Raw genomic sequence first — 19,936 nt, 5'->3', positions numbered from 1 at the left:
ACCTCAGTCGCCCTTCGGCCGGTCGATCAGGTCCGCGGCGGCCTCGCGCAGGGCCCGCAGCCGGGACCGGAGGAGTTCCCGCTCGGGCCCGTCGGACGTGCCCGGCTCGGCGAGGCGTGCGTCCGTCTCCGCGATCTCGGCGAGGAGCCGGCCGTGGGCCTCCTCGCGGGTGAGCAGGTCCAGGTCGGTCCAGTCGGACCGCTCGGACTCGGGGCGCCGGTTCACGCGGGGAGGTTGTAGAGGCGGCGGGTGTTCAGCTCCACGATCTTGTGCACCTCTTCGTCGGGTACGTCGGCCAGGACCTCGGCCGCGTAGGCGCGGGACTTGGGCCAGTAGGAGTCGGAGTGCGGGTAGTCGCACTCCCAGGTGATCCTGTCGATGCCGACGTGATGCCGTACCTCCACGCCGAACCGGTCGTCGATGAAGCAGCCGTGGAAGTGCCGGCGGAACAGCTCCGAGGGCCGCACGCTCTGGTCAACGTTCTGGTAGAAGCGGTGCCGCTCCCAGGTGCCGTCGGCGCGCTCCAGGAGGTACGGGATCCAGCCGATGCCGCCCTCGGACAGGCCGATCTTCAGCCTGGGGTGCTTGTGGAGCACCGGGGAGAAGAGCAGGTCGGCGGTGGCGTACATGGCGTTGCAGCCGAACAGGGTGATCGTCACCGCGAACGGGGCCTCCTCGGCGGTCTTCGGCGGCTTGCCCGAGGTGCCGAAGTGCAGGCACACGGGCAGGTCGGTCTCCTCCGCCGCGGAGAACATGGGGTCCCAGTGGTCGGTGTGGAAGGAGGGCAGGCCGCGGGGGGCGGGGTTCTCGGGGAAGGAGATCGCCTTCGCGCCCTTGGCCGCGGTGCGGTGGATCTCGGCGACACAGGCGTCGACGTCCCACATCGGCATGATGACCAGCGGGATGAGCCGGCCCGGTGCGGTGGCGCACCACTCGTCGAGGACGAAGTCGTTCCACGCCCGCACGCAGAGCAGGGCCAGTTCGCGGTCCCGGCCGTCCAGGAAGACATGGCCGGAGAAGCCCGGGAAGGACGGGAAGCAGAGGGCGCCCCACACGCCGTCCAGGTCCATGTCGCGGATCCGGGCCCCGGGGTCGTAGCAGCCGGGGATCATCTCGTCGTAGCGCGTGGGTTCGAGGCCGAACTCCTCGGGCCGCTTCCCGGCGACGGCGTTGAGGCCGATGTAGGGGTAGATCCGGTCCTCGTAGACCCAGACCTCGGCGGGGGCCCGGCCCGCGCCGCGCGGCTGCTCCACGATGCGCGGCCCGGCCTCCCGGTACTTCGCCGGCAGCCGGTCGGACCACAGGTGCGGGGGTTCGATCAGGTGGTCGTCGGTCGACAGCAACTTCATCCACGGCTGCAACGGCATGGTGTGCTCCCTCGGTCTCGGACTCTCTAGCACCCGGCACATTGTGTGCACTGAACATGTCCCACTGGGCGGGAAGGACCGACCGACTCCTGCGTGATTGGGGGATCATCGGATACCGACCAGCCCCCTCGGTCACTATTAAGGCTACTCTTTTCTTCCGTGGAAGGAGACCCCATGGGTCGAGTGCAGGACAAGGCCGTCTTCGTCACCGGAGCCGCGCGGGGCCAGGGCCGGGCCCACGCGGTGCGGCTCGCCGCGGAGGGGGCCGACATCATCGCCGTGGACCTGTGCGCGGACATCGCCACCAACGGCTACCCGCTGGCCACCGGGGCGGACCTGGACGAGACGGTCCGGCAGGTGGAGAAGCTCGGCCGGCGCGCCGTCGCCCGCAGGGCGGACGTACGGGATCCGGCCGCGCTGCGGGCGGCGGTCGCCGAGGGGGTGGCGGAGCTGGGGCGGCTCGACGCCGTGGTCGCCCAGGCCGGGATCGCCCCGCTGGGGCCGCAGCAGACCGCGCAGGCGTTCCTGGACGCCGTCACCGTCGACTTCAACGGGGTGGTCCACGCCGTCGACGCGGCCCTGCCCCATCTGCCCGACGGCGCCTCGATCGTCGCGACCGGTTCCATCGCGGCGCTGATACCGGCGACCGTCGACAACCCGGCCAACGGGCCCGGCGGACTGGGGTACTCCTTCGCCAAGCGCCAGGTGGCCGCGTTCGTGCACGACCTGGCGACGGTCCTGCTGGCCCGCCGGATCCGGGTCAACGCGGTCCATCCCACGAACGTCAACACCGACATGCTGAACAGCGACCTGATGTACCGGTCGTTCCGGCCCGACCTGGAGAACCCGACCCGCGAGGACGCGCTGCCCGGCTTCCCCGCGACGACCGGTTTCGGGATCCCCTACGTCGAGCCGGAGGACGTCTCCGACATGGTGCTGTTCCTGGTGTCGGACGAGTCCCGGTACGTCACCGGCATGCAGATGCGGGTCGACGCCGGCGGTTACGTCAGGCGGCGCCCGCAGCTGCCGGCGTTCTGACTCTCATGCCCGCATGTCGATGACGACCTTGCCGGTGGTGCGCCGCTCGGCCACGTCGGTCAGTGCGGACGCCACGTCGGCGAGGGGGTGGACGCGGGAGACGAGCGGGCGCATACCGTCCCGGACCATCCGGGCGAGCGCCCGGTCGCCCGCGGCCACCGTGTCCGGGGCGTGCTGTCGCAGCATCCGGATCTCGAAGCCCCGTACGACCGCGTCCTTGAGGAGCACCAGGTTGAGCGGGATCCGCGGGATCCTCCCGTCGGCGTAGCCCACGGTGACGAACCGGCCGCCCCGGCGCAGCGCGCGCAGGGCGGCCTCCGCGTGGTCGCCGCCCACGGGGTCGACGACCAGGTGGGCGCCGTCGCCGCCGGTCAGTTCGCGGACGCGGGTCTTCAGGTCCTCGCGGACGTAGTCGACGCCGGCCTCGGCACCCAGTTCGCGGGCGACGGCGAGCCGCTCCGGGCCGGAGGCCGCCGCCACGACGCGCAGGCCGAGCCGGGTGGCGACGTCGACGGTCGCGGAGCCGACGCCGCCCGCGGCCCCGAGCACGGTCGCCCACTCCCCCGCCGCGCCCTGCCCGACGGTGGTCAGGGCGTGGTAGGCGGTCGCGTAGGTGACGTGGAACGCGGCGGCGTGCACCATGTCCAGGCCCTCGGGGACGGGACGCAGGCCGGCCACCGGCACCACGACCTGCTCGGCGAAGGCGCCGGTGAGCACCGCTCCGGCCACGGGCGTGCCCACCGCGGGGCCGGCCACGCCCGCGCCCAGCGCGGCGACGACACCGGCGAACTCGCTGCCCGGGGTGAACGGCAGCGGCGCGGGCACCTGGTAGCGGTTCGCGACCAGCAGGACGTCCGGGTAGTTGACCGCGGCCGCGTGCACCCGGACCAGGACCTCCCCCGGGCCGGGTGCGGGGTCGTCCAGTTCGACGACGGCCAGGTGGTCCGGTGGCCCGTAGTCCGTACAGCGTGCGGCTCTCATCGTGTTCTTCCGGTGGCCGGCATCGCCGGGTCCCGGGGCAGTCCCAGGACCTGTTCGGCGATCGTGTTGCGCTGGATCTCGGCGGTGCCCGCGCCGATCGTGGAGGCCCGGGTGCGCAGGAAACCCAACACCCAGCGGCCGCGCTGGACGGCGTGCGGGTCACGGCGGCCCAGGATCCCGTAGGGCCCCAGCAACTCCAGGGCGAACTCGTGCAGTTCCTGCTCGAAGGTCACGATGAACAGCCGTGCGGTCGAGGAGGCGGGGCCGGGCTCGCCCTTCGCCATGATGTCGGCGATGGTCCGCATCCCGGTGAGCCGCATGATCGTGACCCGGATCTCGAAGTCCGCGAGCCGGTCGCACACCAGGGGGTCGGCGGTCGCCCCGCGTTCGTGCGCCAGCTCGATCAGCTCGTCGAGGACGCGCCGGTACCGGGCCGCCTGGTTCATCGCCCCGGCGGCGCGTTCGTGGCCGAGGCTGGTGCGGACCAGGGGCCAGCCGCCGTTCTCCGCGCCGATCCGGTCGGCGGCCGGGACCCGGACGTCGTCGAAGAAGATCTCGCAGAAGTGCGCGTCACCGGTGAGGTCGCGCAGCGGGCGCACGGTCACGCCGGGGGCGTGGGCGTCGATCAGGAGGTAACTGATGCCGTCCTGGCGGGAGTCGGGGGGCCCGGTGCGGACCAGGGTGAAGAGGATGTCGGCGATGTCGGCCGAACTGTTCCACACCTTCTGGCCGTTGACGACGTACTCGGCTCGGGGGTCGTCGGGGCCGCCGCCCGCACGGTGTGCCGTGGTGCGCAGCGCGGGCAGGTCCGAGCCCGCCTCCGGTTCGGAGTAGCCCTGTGCCCAGACGGTGTCGCCGCGCAGCATGGGGCGCAGGAAGCGTTCCTTCTGTTCGGGCGTGCCGTACCTGATGAGGGTGGGTGCGGCGATGCCGGGTCCGGTGCCGAGCGGGCCGGGGACCCGGGCTCGCGCGTACTCCTCCTGGTAGCCGACCTGGCGGGCGAAGGGCAGGTCCATGCCGCCGTACTCGCGCGGCCAGCTCGGGCCGGCGTATCCGGCGTCGTAGAGCGTGCGCAGCCAGTTCCTGTGCCAGGCGAGGCGTTCGGCGGGGTCCTTGGGGCGGCGGCCGGGGTGGTGCTGCGTGAGGAAGGTGCGCAGGCGGGTGCGGAACTGCTCGTCCGTCTCGGCGGTGGTCATCGCCGGGGTCATCGCGGGGCCATGCGGATCGCGCCGTCGAGGCGGACGGTCTGGCCGTTGAGGTAGGGGTTCTCCAGCATCTCCACGGCCAGGCGGGCGAAGTCGTCGGGGTCGCCGAGGCGTTTGGGGTGCGGGACGGAGGCGGCGAGTCCGTCGCGGATGTCCGCGCGGAGGCGGGCGAGCATGGGGGTGTCCATGATGCCGGGGGCGATGGTGTTCACCCGGATCCCCCAGCCGGCGAGGTCTCGGGCGGCGACCAGGGTCATGCCGTGCACGCCGGCCTTGGCGGCGGTGTAGGAGGTCTGGCCGATCTGGCCGTCGAACGCGGCGACCGAGGAGGTCAGGACGACGGCGCCGCGGTCGCCGTCCACCACCTCGTTGCCGGAGAGGCGGGCGGCGGCCAGGCGCAGCACGTTGTAGGTGCCGATCAGGTTGACCCTCACGACCTCGGCGAAGGTGGCGAGTTCGCCGGGGGTGCGGTCGCGGGCGATGATCCGGGTGCGGTCGCCACCGCGCCCTGCGCAGTGCACGACGAAGCGCAGGGGCCCGTCTTCCTGTGCGGCGTCGAGGGCGGCGTTCACCGCGGCCTCGTCGGTGACGTCGGCACGGACGAAGCGGGCGGCGTCGCCGAGTACGGCGACCGCTTTGGCGCCCTGCTCCTCGGAGATGTCGGCCAGGACGACCCGGCCGCCGCGGTCGGTGATCCGGCGCGCGGTGGCCAGTCCGAGCCCGGAGGCTCCGCCGGTGACCAGTGCCGTGGATCCGTCGATGTTCACTCGGGTCTCCTCTGCAGGCCCAGGGACTTGCTGACGATGGTCTTCCGCCGCGGTTGCCGGCCACTCACCTATTCAGTATACGTAATTGGTGACTACTGGCACAGCAGAAAGCCCCGTGCAGCAAGAAGCCGCACAGGGGGTGGGTAATCAGTGTCACTAAATCAGTGTCACTAAATCAGTGCCACCAGGGGATGAGGGCGTCCAGGTGGCGGCGCAGCCGGTGGCGGGCCACTCCGGCGTCGCCCTGCACGATGGCGTCGAGGATGCGCTGGTGGACGTGCTGGACCTCGTCGGCCACCGTGTCGCCGGGCAGCGGCCGGTCGTGCCCGGAGGCGTGCCGGCGGAACAGCTCGGTGATGATGGCGAGGAACAGCGACAGCACCGGGTTGTCGGCCAGGGCCGCCAGTTCGGCGTGGAACAGGTCGGCCTTGCGGGGGTCGTCGGACGGGCCCTCGACGGTCCAGCGGACGGCCCTGCCCAGGCGCTCGGCGACCTCCGGGTCGCCCGCGGCGTGCCGGGCGGTCACCCTGGCGACGATGCCGAGTTCGACGGCGTTGCGGACGATCCGCAGGTCGTCGGCGGTGACGCCCTGGTATTCGAGGAAGAGGGCCATCGTGTCGATGCTGGCCTGCGGCTCGGGCGCGGTGACGACCAGTCCCCCGCCGGGGCCGCGCCGCATCCGGGCGACCGAGTGGTACTCCAGGAGCCGTACGGCTTCCCGCAGCACGGCCCGGCTGATCTCGTAGCGGGCCAGCAGGTCCGCCTCCGAGCCGAGGACCATGCCGATCTGCCAGCCGCGCGCGGCGATGTCGTCGTGGATCCGGGAGGCCACCACCTCGGCCAGCTTGGCGCGCGGGCCCTCGGCCAGCTCGGGCTCGACCACGCTCCCCGAGATCCGTGCGCCGCGGCGCACCCGGTGCTTCTCGATCCAGGCGGCCACCGACTCCAGATGGGCCGTCAGCTCGGTCTGCGCGCGGGCCCCGTCGTCGGCGACGACGGCGTCCACGACGGCGCGGTGCTCGCGGTGCGAGGTCTCCTTGGCCGCGTGCATCTCCGCCTTGGAGATACGGCGCGAGGTGTGGGCGTAGCGGGCGGTGAGGCGGGTGAGGACGTCGATGAACAGGTGCAGCACCGGGTTGCCCGACAGCTGTCCGAGTACCGGGTGCAGGGGGTCCTGCGAGTGGACCGACGGGTCGTCCCAGTGGTCGCGTTCGGAGTCGAGGGTGGCGCGCAGCATGGCGATGCCCTCCTCGGTGATGCGGTCGGCGGCGAGGCCCGCAGCGATGGGTTCGAGCAGCCGGCGGGCCTGGAGCAGGTCGGTGACGCTGGTGCCGACGTATTCCAGGTAGATCACCATGGCCCGGGTCGCCGGTCCGGCGTCGGGGGCGCAGACGATCAGGCCGCCGCCGGGCCCGCGCCGCATCCGGGCGACCTGGTGGTGCTCGACCAGGCGCACCGCCTCGCGCAGCACCGCCCGGCTCACCCCGAGTTGCTCCCGCAGGTCCACCTCGGAGCCCAGCGACTCGCCGACGGGCCAGCCCCGGCGGATCACGGTCGCCTCGATGCGCTGCGCGGTCTGCGCGGCCAGCTTGCCGACGGGGGCGTCGGCCTCGCCGTCGGTGGGCTCGCGGTCGACGGCAGTCGCCATGGGCCAACTCCTCTGCGGAAACATTGCGGATCCCCAGTCTATTCAGCGCCGGGGCAGGAGCCCCGGCGACTGGACATCCGGCGCCGAGATCGGGTCACTGATTTCGGCGTCGGCCCTTGGCAACCGCACCAGAGCCATGGTTAGAGTACCCTCATTTCGGGATCGCTTGCATGAGGACCGAGGAGTCGGCGGCGATGCGACTGGAACCCACGCCCGAGCTGGTGGCCTTCCGCGGCAAGGTGCGCGCCTTCGTGGCCGAGCACGCGCCGGGCGTCAAGGCGCACGCCGGGGTACGCGCACCCGAGCCGGAGCTGATGCCGGCGATCCGGGCCTGGACAGCCAGGCTCTACGAGGCGGGCCTGCTCGGCATCGACTGGCCCGCCGAGTACGGCGGCCGGCCCGACGCGCACCCCCTGGAACCGTCCGTCGTCGCCGAGGAGATCGCCCGCGCCCGCACCTGGGCGCCGGTCGGCGCGGCCTCGCTGGCCTCGGCGGCCCTCATCGAGTTCGGCACCGAAGTACAGCGGGCGCGGTTCCTGCCCCGCATCCGCTCCTGCGACGACGTCTGGTGCCAGCTGTTCAGCGAACCCGGGGCGGGCAGCGACCTGGCGTCCCTGCGCACCCGGGCCCGTCGCGAGGGCCGGGGCGACGACGCGATGTTCGTCGTCGACGGCCAGAAGGTGTGGACGACCAACGGCCAGCACTCGGACATGGGTTACCTGCTCGCGCGCACCGACGCCGACGCGCCGAAGCACAAGGGCATCACGGCCTTCGCCCTGGACATGCGCAGCCCGGGGGTCGAGGTGCGGCCGCTGCGCGAGATCACCGGGACCACCGACTTCAACGAGGTCTTCCTGGACGGCGTACGGATCCCGGCGGCGAACGTGATCGGCCGGGTGGACGACGGCTGGCGGGTGGCGATGAGCAGCCTCGCCCGGGAGCGGTCCGGGGTGGCCGCGCGCGGCGTCGAGCTGCTCGCCGTGCTGAAGGACCTGGTGCGGCTCGCGGAGGAGGTGCCGGTCGGCGGACGGCCCGCGCTCGACGACGCCGCCACCCGCCAGGAGATCGGCGAACTCGCCGCACGGGTGCAGGTGAACACCGCCCTGATCGCCCTCGCCCAGTCGCGGTTGCTGCACGGCACGGAGCGGCCCGCGGACGCCCTGCTGGGCAAGATCTTCTTCAGCGAACTCAACCACGACCTGGCCGACTTCGGTCTGCGCCTGCAGGGCACCGACGGTCTGCTCACCGGGGAGGACCCGGCGGCGGTCGCGGCGGGCTGGTGGCAGGACGCCCACCTCTACTCACGCGCGTACACCATTGCGGGCGGGGCGAACGAGGTGCTGCGGACACAGGTCGCCGAGCGGGGGCTGGGGATGCCCAGGGAACCCCGCTGACCCGGCCGAAGCCCTCGCCCACATGGTCGAATGCATGGCGGCACGAGAAGCACCGACTAAATGGACCGGACGGTCGATAATCGACCGAGAATCAGGCAGGAACCTCGCCAGGAATATTGATTGGACCGCACGGTCCACGTATGGTGCCCTCAATTGTGCCGCCGAGAGAACGAGGGACCCATGAGCGAGAGCATCGCCGGGACCGATGCCGCCACGGAGCTGCCGGAACTGCCGGAGTTTCCGACGCCCCGATCGAGCCAGTGCCCGTTCGCGCCCCCGCCGGGCCTGCTCGCGCTGCACGAGACGGACAAGGACGTCATACGGGTCCGGACCTGGGACGGCACCACCCCGTGGCTCGTCACCTCGCACGCCGCGCAGCGCGAGCTGATGACCGACCCGCGGCTCAGCGCGAACATCGGTGCCCCCGGCTACCCGCACACGACCGAGGCCATGAAGGCGCACGCGGCCGAGATCCAGCCGTCGATCAACAACACCGACGGTGCCGAGCACACCCGCTGGCGCCGGATGCTGACGAACTCGTTCACCCGCCACCGGATGGAGAAACTCCGCCCGGAGATCCAGCAGATCACCGACGATCTCATCGACAGGATGCTGGCCGGACCCAATCCGGTCGACCTCAACGAGGCCCTGTCGCTGCCGCTGCCGTCGCTCATGATCTGCGCGCTGCTCGGCGTGCCGTACGAGGACCACGACTTCTTCCAGGAGCACGCCGGGGTCACCAACGCCCGCTTCAAGACCCCCGAGGAGGCGGCCCGGTCCGTCGTGGAGGTGCGCCGCTACATCGCCGGGCTCATCGAGGCCAAGATGGACGACCCCGGTGAGGACGTCCTCTCCGACCTCGGCGCGCGGATCAGGGAGGGGGTGCTCTCCATGGAGGAGGCCGCCCCGCTCGGGCACATCCTGCTCGTCGCCGGCCATGACACCAGCGCCAACATGATCACCCTGGGCACCGCGCTGCTGCTGCAGCACCCCGACCAGCTCGCGGCGCTGCGGGAGAACGAGGACGACCCGAAGTACGTGACCAAGGCCGTCGAGGAACTCCTGCGCTACCTGACCATCCCGCACCTGCTGGCGCGGCGGGCCGTGCTGGACGACATCGAGATCGCCGGGGAGACCATCCGCGCCGGCGAGGGTGTCATCGCCTCGCTGCCGGCGGCCAACTGGGACCCGCGGGCGTTCCCGGAGCCCGGCACGCTCGACCTGACCCGCGGCGCGGCGCACCACCACGCCTTCGGCTGGGGTCCGCACCAGTGCGTCGGCCAGCAGCTGGCCCGCATCGAACTGCACGTCGTGTTCAGCACACTGTTCCGCCGGATCCCGACCCTGCGGCTCGCGGTCGACGTCTCGGAGCTGAGGTTCAAGGAGGACTCCCAGGCGTACGGCATCTACGACCTGCCCGTCGCCTGGTGACCGGGCTTCCCGTGGAAGGAGCGGGCCGCATGGCCACGATGAGATCCGTGCGGACCGGCGCGAAGAACGAGATCGAGGTCGTGGCGGCCGAGCGTCCGGTGCCGGGCCCGAAGGACGTGGTGGTCAGGATCCGTGCCTGCGGGATCTGCGGCACCGACACCTTCTTCGTCCGGACGGGCGGTACGCCGTACAACGCCGACGGTTCGGTGGTGCCGCTGCTGCTCGGGCACGAACCGGCGGGCGAGATCGCGGAGTTGGGCGCCGAGGTCACCGGGCTGAAGATCGGCGACCGGGTGGTGGTCAACCCGCAGGGCGTGCCCTCCGGAATCATCGGGTGCGGCGGCGCGCACGGCGGGATGAGCGAGTACCTGTTGCTGGAGGACGCGGAGATCGGCAGGACCCTCGCCGTCTTCCCCGACACGGTGCCCTTCGACGTCGCCGCGCTCAACGAGCCGATGGCCGTGGCCCGGCACTGCGTCAACCGGTCCGAGGCGGGGCCCGCCGACAAGGTCGTGGTCTTCGGTGCGGGGCCCATCGGGCTGGGCGTGACCATCTGGCTGAAGCTGCGCGGGGTGGAGCACGTCGTCGTCGCGGACGTGATCCCCGAGCGGCTGCGGACCGCGCTGGCCGTGGGCGCCGACGCCGTGATCGACCCCGCGGCCGAGGACGTCACCACGCGGCTGACCGAGCTGCACGGCGAGGCGGCCAACGCCCTGGGCCAGCCGTGTGCGGGCACCGACATCTACATCGACGCCGCCGGTGTCGCCGCGGTCTTCAACTCCACCGTCGGCGCCGCCAGATGGGGCGCCAAGCTGGTGATGGTCGCCGTGCAGAAGCCGTCCGAGGCGATCGACCTCGGCGCGATGCTGCGCAGCGAGCTGACCCTCGTCGCCTCGCAGGGCTATCCGACCGAGATCTTCGAGGTGACGGCGGAACTCGCGGAGCACCAGGAGCGGTTCGCCCGGCTGATCAGTCACCGGGTGCCGTTCGCCGAGGTGGCCCGGGCCTTCGAGCTGGCGATGACTCCCGGCGCCGCGGAGAAGGTCGTCGTCACCTACGACTAGACGTGAACGGGCGAGGGCGGTTTTCGGCGCTCCGCGCTCCGCTGGAAGTGCCGCGATGTGCGGTGTGTCGTCCGCGGCGCCGTCGTGGCTGGTCGCGCCCGCGCGGCGGAGCCGCAGATTCGGTACAGCCCCGCGCGCCTTCGGGTGCTGCCGAACCGCCGCGGGGACAGCGGGCAGGTCGTCACAGGAGTTCGACGATCGTCGCGTTGGCCGTGCCGCCGCCCTCGCACATGGTCTGGAGGCCGTAGCGGAGGTTCTCGCGGCGCATCCGGGTCAGCAGCCTGGTCATCAGGATGGCGCCGGAGCCGCCGAGCGGGTGGCCTACGGCGATCGCGCCGCCGAGCGGGTTGAGGCGCTCGGGATCCGCGCCGGTCTCGGCGAGCCATGCCAACGGCACGGGTGCGAAGGCCTCGTTGACCTCGTAGGCGCCGATGTCGTCGAGGGACAGCCCGGAGCGGCGCAGTACCTTCTCGGTCGCGGGGATCGGGCCGAGGAGCATGGTGACCGGGTCCGCGCCGCTGACCGCGCCGGTGTGGTAGCGGGCGATCGGGGTGAGGCCGAGGTCGCGGGCCCGTTCGGGGGTGGTGACGAGCAGGGCCGCCGCGCCGTCGGAGATCTGGGAGGAGTTGCCGGCGTGGATCACGCCGTCCTCCTTGAACGACGGCTTGAGCCGGGCCAGCGTCTCGGTCGACGTGCCCCGCCGCAGCCCCTCGTCCGTGCCGAACTTGGTGCCGTCGACGTCGATCGGCACGAGGTGGTCGTCGAAGACGCCCGCGTCGATCGCCGCGGCGGCCTTCGCGTGCGACGCGGAGGCGAACCCGTCGAGGCGCGCGCGGCCGAACCCGTACCGTTCGGCGATCATTTCGGCGCCGATGCCCTGGCTGAACTCGACTCCGTCGTAGCGGGCGATGACGGCGGGACCGTACGGCTGCCCGGTCGTCCGGTGGGCGCCGAGCGGCACCCTGCTCATGGTCTCGACGCCGCCCGCGACCACCAGGTCGTACTGACCGGCCATGACCGCGTGCGCGGCCTGGTCTACGGCCTGCTGGCTGGAGCCGCAGGCCCGGTTGACGGTGACGGCCGGGACGTGTTCGGGCCAGCCCGCGGCGAGCACCGCGGAACGGCCGACGTTGCTGGACTGGTCGCCGATCTGGGTGACGCAGCCCCAGACCACGTCGTCCACGGTGCCCGGGTCGATGCCGGTGCGCCGCACCAGCGCCTTGAGCACCACGGCCGACAGGTCCGCCGCGTGCACCGACGCCAGCGAGCCGTTGCGCTTGCCGATCGGGGTCCGTACGGCGTCGACGATGACGGCGTCTCGCATGACAACTCCTAGGTCAGGTCATTCGGGGTACGGCACGCCCCAGTCGCGGAACACGGCGCGGCTGTCGGCGCCGACGGCCGGTGCCGTCGGGCCGGGGCGGGCCGGGGTCGCCGAGAAGCGGGGGGCCGCGGCGGGCTGGAGCACGCCGTCGCGGACGAACAGGCTTTCGCGGGCCGCCAGATGAGGGTGGGCCGGCGCCTCGGTCAGGCTCAGGACGGGCGCCACGCAGGCGTCGGTGCCTTCGAACAGTGCCGCCCACTCGTCCCGGGTGCGCTCCGCGAAGCGCTTCGCCAGCAGCTCCCGCAGCTCGGGCCAGGCCGATCGGTCGTGCTGCCGCTCCGGGTCCACGTCGATGCCGAGCAGTTCGACCAGGCTGCGGTAGAACTTCCGTTCCAGCGCGCCGACGGCCACATGGCGGCCGTCCTTCGTCTCGTACACGGCGTAGAAGGGCCAGCCGCCGTCGAACCGGTTGACGCCCCGCTCGTCGCGCCATTCGTCGCGGGCGAGTTTGGCGAAGGTGCTGGCGAGCAGGTGGGCGGTGCCGTCGACGACGGCCGCGTCGACGACCTGTCCCGCGCCGGTGCGTCCGGCGGCGTGCAGGGCGGCCAGTACGCCGATCACCAGGTAGCAGCCGCCGCCCCCGAAGTCGCCGACGAGGTTCAGCGGGATCCGCGGCGGGCCGCCCGCCTCGCCGATGGCGCCGAGCGCGCCGGTCAGCGCGATGTAGGTGATGTCGTGTCCGGCCGCGGCGGCGAGGGGGCCGTCCTGGCCCCAGCCGGTCATCCGGCCGTAGACCAGGCGGGGGTTGCGGGCCAGGCAGTCGTGCGGTCCGATGCCGAGCCGTTCGGTGACGCCGGGCCGGAACCCCTCGATCAGGACGTCCGCGTGCTCGACGAGTCGCAGCAGCGCGTCGATCGCGGCGGGTTGCTTCAGGTCCAGTACCACCGACCGCTTGCCCCGGTCGAGCACGGCCGCCGGTCCGCCCGCGTCCGGCTCGGCCTCCCGTCCGGGCCGGTCCACCCGGACGACCTCAGCGCCCAGGTCGGCGAGGAGCATCCCGGCGAAGGGTCCCGGTCCGATGCCGCCGAGTTCGAGGACCCGGCAGCCGGCGAGCGGCCCGGCCGTAGCGGTCGGCGCCCCGGCGCGGTCGGCGTGCCTTTCCCGGCCTGAGGTATCGGCTCCGCCGGCGGTCCTGTCCCCGCCAGTGGCCTCGGCTCCGGATGTCATCGTCAACGGCCCTTCCAGGCAGGCGCCCGCTTCTCCGCGAACGCCGCGGCGCCTTCCCGGGCGTCCTCGGACCGGAACACCGGCTCGGCGATGTCGAACTGCCTGCCCCACGCCTCGTCCAGGGTCCAGTCGGCGGTGGAGCGGGCGATCTGCTTCGTCGCCGCGACCGCGAGCGGGCCGTTCGCCGCGATGGTCGCCGCGAGTTCGAGGGCGCCCTCCAGTGCGCCGCCCTCCTCGGTGAGCCGGTTGACCAGGCCGTGGGCGGCGGCCCGCGCGGCGCCGATCGGCTGCCCGGTCAGCAGCAGTTCGAGGGCGATGGCGTACGGGATGCGGCGGGGCAGATGGAGTGCGGCGCCCGCGCGGGCGACCAGCGAGCGGGTGACCTCGGGCACGCCGAGCCGGGCCGTGCGGGCGGCGACGACGAGGTCGCAGGCCAGCAGGAGTTCGAAGCCGCCCGCCAGGGCCCAGCCCTCCACGGCGGCGATCAGCGGCTTGCGCGGCGGGGTCATGCTGATCCCGCACAGGCCGCGGCCCTCGATCGCGGGGGTCTCGCCGCGCAGCCAGGCCTTGAGGTCCATGCCCGCCGAGAACGTGCCGCCCGCGCCGGTGAGCACGCCGACCCGCAACTCGTCCGACTCGTCGAGCTCGTCGACCGCGGCCGCCACTCCTTCGGCCACCGCGGCGTCCAGGGCGTTCTTCACCGCCGGGCGGTTGATCGTGATGAGCTGTACCGCGCCTCGGCGCTCCACCAGTACCTCGTCGGACACGCCTACCTCCTCGCATGGTCGCCGGTCACGGCGAATCGGGCCAGTTCGTGGGCGACCATGCCGTCGAGGTCCGCCGCGGGCGGCGCGGGGAGTTCGACGGGCCGGTCGCGGGTGGGTAGCAGGACGACGGCCGTGCCGGGGGTGGTGACCTCGCCCCGCTGGTTCTCGCAGCGCACCTCGATGTCGACCTCGGCGCGCCCGTCCGTCAGGCGCTTGCCGACGACCGTGCCGCGCGCCCAGGTGGTGTCGCCGCGGTAGTTGAACCTGCGGTGCTCGCAGCGGAGTTTCCACAGCCAGCCGTCGTCGCCGATCCAGTCGGTGAGCAGATGGCACAGCCAGGTCTCGCGCATGCCGCCGTAGTCGTAGGGAGCGGGCAGGCCCAGTTCCCGGGCCCGCTCCGGCTCCCAGTGCAGCCGCTGCACGGTGTCGGGGATGTTCAGCGGGTTGGGCGGGTAGAGGCCGGGCGCCTTGCGCCGGACCTTGGCGGCGATCCCGAACGCGCCGGGCGGGGTGAGCTGCATGCCCCAGCCCAGGTGCCAGACGACCACGTCGGTGGTGGTCAGCGGCCCCTTCACGCGGGGCTGGAGCTCGTCGCCGATCTCGACGTCCTCCCAGTACCGCGGTTCGGCGCCGCGCCGGGTCTCGGCCGCGTAGGCGGCGTCGATCGCGGCCAGCTCGGCGTCGGTGTAGGGCTGTTGGACGAGGTGTTCCTTGGCCCGCTGCTTCGAGGTGTGCCGCTCTGCGTTGATCCAGGTGCCCCGGCGCAGTGCGTGCATCTCGCCGCGTCCGTTGGCGTAGAGGTAGTCGTTGACGACGTGGGCGGTGCGGCCGCCGAAGCGGCTGGGTTTGAGGTCCACGCCCACCTGGGTCTGTAACACCCGGCAGCGGTCGCCGCGTTGCAGCGGGCGCCACCACTCGAACTCCATCACCGCCTGGTAGGAGCCGAGTCCGGCGAAGGGGTCGCCCTTGAGGAGCGCCCTGGTCCCGGCGTCGGGCGGCGGGGCGGCGTCCTCGCCCATCGTGTAGAGGAAGGTGGGCGGTGCGAGCAGGGCGCCCCAGCGGGTGCCGGCCGCGTGGTCGGGGTCGCAGTACAGGGGGTTGTCGTCGCCGTAGCCGTAGGCGAAGTGGCGGACGGCGTCCCAGGTGACCTCGTAGTTGTGCGGCGGGTTGCGCTGGGGCCGGGGGACGCCGAGGCGGCGCCGGGAGCGTTCGACGGCCTCGTCGGTCAGGACGCCGAACCGCTCCTCGGTGTCCGTCATCGCTGTTCCTCCTTCCGTCCGAGCCGGTCCCGGACCAGTCCGAGCAGCTCCACCCGGCTGACCTTGCCCGAGGGGGTCCGGGGCAGTTCGCCGAGGACGACGATGTGCGCGGGCACCTCGTAGGGGGTGAGCAGGCCGCGGCACAGGGCGACGAGTTCGGCGGGGTCCGGGGCGGGCCGGGCCGGTTCGGCCTCGACCGCCGCGACCGGCACCTCGCCGAGCCGGGCGTCCGGCAGTCCGGCCACGGCCGCCTCCCGTACGGCCGGGTGCGACTCCAGGACGCGGCGGACCGTGTCCGGCTGCACCTTGAAGCCGCCGCGGATGATCGCGTCGTCCGCGCGTCCCTCGATCCACACGAACCGGTCGGTGTCGATGCGGGCGAGGTCGCTGGTGCGCGCCCACACCCGGCCGCCGTGTGTGCTCTGTTCGGTCCTGACCTCCAGCCGGCCCGTCCGGCCGGCGGGCAGTTCCGTGCCGTCGTCGCCGGTCACCCGCAGCTCGACGCCGTCGAAGGCGCGCCCGGCACTGCCCGCCTTGTGCCGCCACCACCGCTGGTGCAGCGGCAGCGTCCAGCCGGCCACGGCTCCGGCGAACTCGGTCGCCCCGTAGGTCATCAGGACGGGCACGCCGTACGTGCGGAAGAACCTGTCGGCGAGTTCGGCCGGGCAGGGCGCGGTGCCGGAGGTGACGACCTGGAGGGTCGCCAGGCGTTCCTTCGGCACCTCGGCGTCGAGCACGGCGCGGATCGCGGCCGGGACCAGGCTCGCCGCGCGCAGTCCGTGCCGCTCCACCGCGCTCGTCCAGGGTTCGACGGCGAACCTGGGCATCAGCAGCATGCGGCGGCCGGTCGCGAGACAGGCGAGCGCCCGCCACAGCCCGCCGATGTGCACGAGCGGGCTGGACACGAGCGAGGCCGACGGGGACAGCAGGCGCTCCGCTCTCGGGGTCTGCCCGCCGGAGACGAGGGCCTGGTCGAGCTGGCCGATGCGCAGGTGGACGCGTTTCGGGGGGCCGGTGGTGCCGGAGGTGAACATCTCCACGGCGACGCCGGGGTCGGCCGGGGCGTCGGCGGGGGCGGTGCCGCCTGCGGGTTTCACCGTGCCGTCCGGGCCGAGTTCCAGCGCCGCGCCGTGGGCGGTCACCGCCTCCGACACGCCTGGGCGGGCCAGTGGTTCGGTGCGGGCGACGACGACGGGCAGCGCGCAGCGGTCGATGTCGGTCGCGAGCCGGTCGGCCGGCTGCAACGGGCTCAGCATCACCAGGCAGCGCCCGGAGGCGATCACCGCGGCGACCACGGCGACGTGCTCGGGCCGGTTCTCCAGTACGACGCCGACCCGGCCGCCGGGCGGCAGGCCCGCCTCGTCCAGCAGCGCGGCGATGGCGTCCGCGGTCGTGCGGACCTGTCCCCAGGTCCACCACTGGCCGTCGTACTCGATCGCCTCGGCCTCGGCGGCGGCTTCGCCGAGCAGCCGGGACAGACGGTCACGGATTCCCACGTGATCGGCCTTTCGTCTGCTCACGTGATCGGCCATTCGTCTGCCCACGTGATCGGCCTTCCGCCGCCTCGGGCGCGGTGATTCCCGTCAGCCCGGCCAGCCGCCGACGGTGCGTCGCCGGGCTGCCGAGGAGCTGCTCGGACGACTTCGCGCGTTTCAGATGCAGGTGCGCGTCGTGCTCCCACGTGTAGCCGATGCCGCCGTGGATCTGGATGTTCTCCTTGGCCGCGTGGGTGTAGGCGTCCGAGCAGCAGACGGCCGCGACCGCGGCGGCCGCGGACACCGGCGACTCGCTCGACTCCCCCGGCTGCGGCAGGTCCGCCGCCGCGGACAGCGCGTGGTAGACCGCCGATCGTGCCGCCTCGACCTTCACCAGCGCGTCGGCGCACTTGTGCTTGACCGCCTGGAAGGAGCCGATGGGCCGGCCGAACTGCACCCGGATCTTGGCGTACGCCACGGCCGCCTCCAGACACGCCTGTGCTCCGCCGGCCTGCTCGGCGGCGAGGGCCACCATCGCGAGGTCGGTCACCCGGCGCAGGTACGCGGTGGCGTCCGCGGCCGTGGGGCCGACCGGCTGTGCCGGGGCTCCGTCGAGGTCGATCCGGGCCAGGCGCCGGGTCGGGTCGAGCGTGTCCAGCCGGGTGCGGGTCACTCCCGGCGCCGTGCCCTCGACGGCGAACAGCCGGGGGCCGGTGGCCGCACGGGCCACGATCAGGAGGAGGTCGGCGCTGTGACCGTCGACGACGAACATCTTCGTGCCCGACACCCGGTCGCCGGTACCGCCCCCGTCGGGTACGGCCTCGGCCCGCACGTCCTCGACGTGCCACGATCCGCTCTCCTCGGCGAGCGCCAGCGTGCCGGTCAGCGAGCCGTCGGCGATCCCCGGCAGCCAGCGGGCCTTGGCCGTCTCGTCGCCGGAGACCGCGAGGGCCTGGCCTGCCAGGGCCACGGTCGCGAAGTACGGGGAGGGCAGCAGGGCCCGGCCCAGTTCCTCCAGCACGAGGCCCAGTTCGACGGGGCCGCCGCCGAAGCCGCCGTACTCCTCGGGCAACGGCACCCCGGGCAGGCCGAGTTCGTCCGCCATCCGCCGCCACAGCACCGGGTCGTGTCCGTCCGCGGACTCCATCGAGCGGCGCACGGCCTCGCTCGGCGCCTTGTCCGCCAGGAAGCGGCGCAGCGTCGCGCGGAGTTCCTCGTGTGCGTCGGTGAAGGCCGGTGCCATGTCCGTCCCGTCCTCGGCCGTCACCGGGGCGTCTTCGACCGCAGGTAGGCGGCGAAGTCGGGGATCCGGGTGCGGTCCACGATCTCGATGCGGATGCCGGAGGGGGCCAGGTGGTAGGCGAAGACGGAGGGTTCGCCGTCGACGACCGCGCAGGCCTCGGCGGCGAAGCCCGCCTCCGCCAGCCGTTTCGATGTCGTCGCCAGGTCGTCGCAGAAGTAGCCGAGGTGGTGGGTGGCGTTGTGTTCGGCCGCCGTCCACGGTGTGCCGGGGATCTCCTGGACGAGTTCGATGTGCGGGGCGTCCAGGGAGTAGGCGTAGCGCAGGTTCAGGATCCGGTCGCCGTCCGCCAGGCGGACCGGGAGTGCCGCGGACATGGTCCCGGTCCAGCGGTACCCGGCGACCTCGCTCATCCGGGCCTTCCAGGCGTCCACGTCGTCGACCACGATCCCGGTGTGGTACAGGTCGGCCGCGCGCAGGGGGTGTGTCATGGCCGGCGCCTCACCACTCCAGCCGCAGCGACTTGATGCCGTACATGTTGCCGTGCTGCCACAGCTCCTGGCCGGGGGCGACCCGGTAGTCGGGGATGCGCCGGTGCCATTCCTCGACCGCCACGTTGAGTTCGAGGCGGGCGAGGTGCGAACCGAGGCAGCGGTGCGGGCCGGAGCCGAACGCGATGTGGTTCGTGGCCTTGCGGTGCAGGTCCACCGCCAGCGGGTTCTCGTACCGCCCGGGGTCGCGGTTGGTGACGGCGAGCGGGAGCATCACCATCTCGCCCGCCCTGACGGGGCAGCCGCCGATCTCGACGTCCTGGGTCGCCTTGCGCGCCGGGACGACGAACGAGTAGACGCGCAGGATCTCCTCGACCCCGGTCGGGATCAGCGAGGGGTCGGCGAGGATCTCGGCGCGCTGCTCAGGGTGCGTGGCGAAGTGGTACAGCGCCCAGCCGATCGAGATGGGCACGGTGTCGAAGCCGGCCTGGAACATCAGCACGCAGAAGGCGTGCAGGTCCCGGTCGTCGATCGGTTCGCCGTCGACGGTCCAGGTCATGGCGTGCGAGAGCAGGTCGTCCAGGGGCGCCCTGCGGCGCAGGGCGATCTGTTCCTCGAAGTACGCCGACACCTCCCGCATGGCGGTCAACTGCCGGGCGCCGTCCGGGTCCTCGGCGTGCGAGAGGTGCAGGAGTTCGCGGATCCAGCCGAGGAAGGTGGGCAGGTCGTCCTCCGGCAGACCCATCATCCGCATGAAGATCAGGGTCGGGAAGCGGCGCGCGAACGCGTCGAGCACGTCGGCACCGTCGCGGTCCGCGAGCGCGTCGATCAGCTCCGCAGCGGTCCGGCGGACCTCCGGTTCGCGGGCGGCCACGGTGCTCGGGGAGAAGTAGCGGCCGAGGAGGCGCCGCCAGGCGCTGTGCGTGGGCGGGTCCAGCATCTCGGGGATCCACAGGAACTTCGGGTCCGGTTCGAGCGCCGTCACCGACGTGCTGGAGAAGGTCCGCCAGTCCTGGAGGGCCTCCTGCACGGCCGGGCCGTCGGTGACGACCCAGAAGCCGCGCGCGACGGTGCTGCGGAACCCGCCGTGGGTGCCGGCCATCTCGTCCCAGCGCTCCTGGTGGCTGAGGACGGGTCCGCCGAGCCGGTTGTCGAAGTGGTAGGCGGGCGCGCCCTCGTACGTCCCTACGTACGTGCCCTCGGACGTCCCTTCGGACGTCCCCTCGGACTCGTCGAGTGTCGTCCCCATCACGGCTCC

At 72.7% G+C, this 19,936-nt stretch carries 18 protein-coding genes; 4 read left to right on the top strand and 14 right to left on the bottom strand.

Annotated features, from left to right (window positions below):
• Positions 1–3: 3 nt before the first annotated feature.
• Positions 4–225, bottom strand: coding sequence for a hypothetical protein (locus tag ACFZB3_RS35145; RefSeq protein WP_391382758.1), 222 nt, complete (start codon positions 223–225; stop codon positions 4–6).
• A complete protein-coding gene (locus ACFZB3_RS35140; RefSeq protein ID WP_391382756.1) occupies positions 222–1,367 on the bottom strand; it encodes an amidohydrolase family protein in 1,146 nt (381 codons plus the stop codon). The genes ACFZB3_RS35145 and ACFZB3_RS35140 overlap by 4 nt, the downstream gene beginning before the upstream one ends.
• Before the next feature lie 174 nt (positions 1,368–1,541).
• Between ACFZB3_RS35140 and ACFZB3_RS35135 the strand changes: the two genes are divergently transcribed.
• Positions 1,542–2,405: a mycofactocin-coupled SDR family oxidoreductase gene (locus ACFZB3_RS35135; RefSeq protein WP_391382754.1), complete on the top strand. Its 864-nt coding sequence runs from the start codon at positions 1,542–1,544 to the stop codon at positions 2,403–2,405.
• 3 nt (positions 2,406–2,408) lie between these two features.
• Here the strand turns inward: ACFZB3_RS35135 and ACFZB3_RS35130 are convergent, their stop codons facing one another.
• The 4 genes from ACFZB3_RS35130 to ACFZB3_RS35115 all read right to left on the bottom strand — a co-directional run bounded on the left by ACFZB3_RS35130 (position 2,409) and on the right by ACFZB3_RS35115 (position 7,006).
• Complete coding sequence (locus tag ACFZB3_RS35130) at positions 2,409–3,386, bottom strand: zinc-binding dehydrogenase (protein WP_391382752.1); 978 nt, start codon at positions 3,384–3,386, stop codon at positions 2,409–2,411.
• Positions 3,383–4,582 carry an acyl-CoA dehydrogenase family protein gene (locus tag ACFZB3_RS35125; protein ID WP_391382750.1) on the bottom strand — a complete coding sequence of 400 codons (1,200 nt, stop codon included), beginning with the start codon at positions 4,580–4,582 and terminating at the stop codon, positions 3,383–3,385. The genes ACFZB3_RS35130 and ACFZB3_RS35125 overlap by 4 nt, the downstream gene beginning before the upstream one ends.
• An 8-nt stretch (positions 4,583–4,590) precedes the next feature.
• Complete coding sequence (locus tag ACFZB3_RS35120) at positions 4,591–5,358, bottom strand: SDR family NAD(P)-dependent oxidoreductase (protein ID WP_391382748.1); 768 nt, start codon at positions 5,356–5,358, stop codon at positions 4,591–4,593.
• Positions 5,359–5,533: 175 nt separating this feature from the next.
• Positions 5,534–7,006, bottom strand: coding sequence for an FCD domain-containing protein (locus tag ACFZB3_RS35115; protein ID WP_391382746.1), 1,473 nt, complete (start codon positions 7,004–7,006; stop codon positions 5,534–5,536).
• 194 nt (positions 7,007–7,200) lie between these two features.
• Between ACFZB3_RS35115 and ACFZB3_RS35110 the strand changes: the two genes are divergently transcribed.
• From ACFZB3_RS35110 to ACFZB3_RS35100, 3 genes are all read left to right on the top strand, one after another.
• Entirely contained in the window at positions 7,201–8,400 is a 1,200-nt protein-coding gene (locus ACFZB3_RS35110; RefSeq protein WP_391382744.1) for an acyl-CoA dehydrogenase family protein, read from the top strand.
• A gap of 180 nt (positions 8,401–8,580) precedes the next feature.
• Positions 8,581–9,831, top strand: a complete 1,251-nt coding sequence (locus ACFZB3_RS35105) for a cytochrome P450 (protein WP_391382741.1) — start codon at positions 8,581–8,583, stop codon at positions 9,829–9,831.
• 29 nt (positions 9,832–9,860) lie between these two features.
• Positions 9,861–10,895: an alcohol dehydrogenase catalytic domain-containing protein gene (locus ACFZB3_RS35100; protein WP_391382739.1), complete on the top strand. Its 1,035-nt coding sequence runs from the start codon at positions 9,861–9,863 to the stop codon at positions 10,893–10,895.
• 181 nt (positions 10,896–11,076) lie between these two features.
• On the opposite strand, the gene ACFZB3_RS35095 is transcribed toward ACFZB3_RS35100, so the two are convergent.
• From ACFZB3_RS35095 to ACFZB3_RS35060, 8 genes are read right to left on the bottom strand one after another with little or no spacing between them, the layout of a single operon-like run.
• On the bottom strand, positions 11,077–12,219 hold the full coding sequence (locus tag ACFZB3_RS35095) for an acetyl-CoA C-acyltransferase (protein ID WP_391382737.1): 1,143 nt from the start codon (positions 12,217–12,219) through the stop codon (positions 11,077–11,079).
• A gap of 18 nt (positions 12,220–12,237) precedes the next feature.
• Positions 12,238–13,446, bottom strand: a complete 1,209-nt coding sequence (locus ACFZB3_RS35090; RefSeq protein WP_391382735.1) for a CoA transferase — start codon at positions 13,444–13,446, stop codon at positions 12,238–12,240.
• Positions 13,447–13,448: 2 nt separating this feature from the next.
• Positions 13,449–14,213, bottom strand: a complete 765-nt coding sequence (locus ACFZB3_RS35085; RefSeq protein WP_391382733.1) for a crotonase/enoyl-CoA hydratase family protein — start codon at positions 14,211–14,213, stop codon at positions 13,449–13,451.
• 2 nt (positions 14,214–14,215) lie between these two features.
• Positions 14,216–15,472 carry a MaoC family dehydratase N-terminal domain-containing protein gene (locus ACFZB3_RS35080; protein WP_391382732.1) on the bottom strand — a complete coding sequence of 419 codons (1,257 nt, stop codon included), beginning with the start codon at positions 15,470–15,472 and terminating at the stop codon, positions 14,216–14,218.
• The gene (locus ACFZB3_RS35075) at positions 15,469–16,968 is read right to left on the bottom strand and encodes an AMP-binding protein (RefSeq protein ID WP_391382730.1); all 1,500 of its coding nucleotides are present in this window, start codon (positions 16,966–16,968) and stop codon (positions 15,469–15,471) included. The genes ACFZB3_RS35080 and ACFZB3_RS35075 overlap by 4 nt, the downstream gene beginning before the upstream one ends.
• On the bottom strand, positions 16,955–18,190 hold the full coding sequence (locus tag ACFZB3_RS35070; RefSeq protein ID WP_391382728.1) for an acyl-CoA dehydrogenase family protein: 1,236 nt from the start codon (positions 18,188–18,190) through the stop codon (positions 16,955–16,957). The genes ACFZB3_RS35075 and ACFZB3_RS35070 overlap by 14 nt, the downstream gene beginning before the upstream one ends.
• A gap of 20 nt (positions 18,191–18,210) precedes the next feature.
• A complete protein-coding gene (locus ACFZB3_RS35065) occupies positions 18,211–18,678 on the bottom strand; it encodes a VOC family protein (protein WP_391382726.1) in 468 nt (155 codons plus the stop codon).
• 10 nt (positions 18,679–18,688) lie between these two features.
• Entirely contained in the window at positions 18,689–19,927 is a 1,239-nt protein-coding gene (locus ACFZB3_RS35060) for a cytochrome P450 (protein WP_391382724.1), read from the bottom strand.
• Positions 19,928–19,936: the final 9 nt, after the last annotated feature.

It is taken from the genome of Streptomyces sp. NPDC008092 (assembly GCF_042957285.1).
GTDB lineage: Bacteria > Actinomycetota > Actinomycetes > Streptomycetales > Streptomycetaceae > Streptomyces.
Note: the sequence above shows the minus strand (reverse complement) of the source record. Positions and strands in the feature narration are given on the sequence as shown.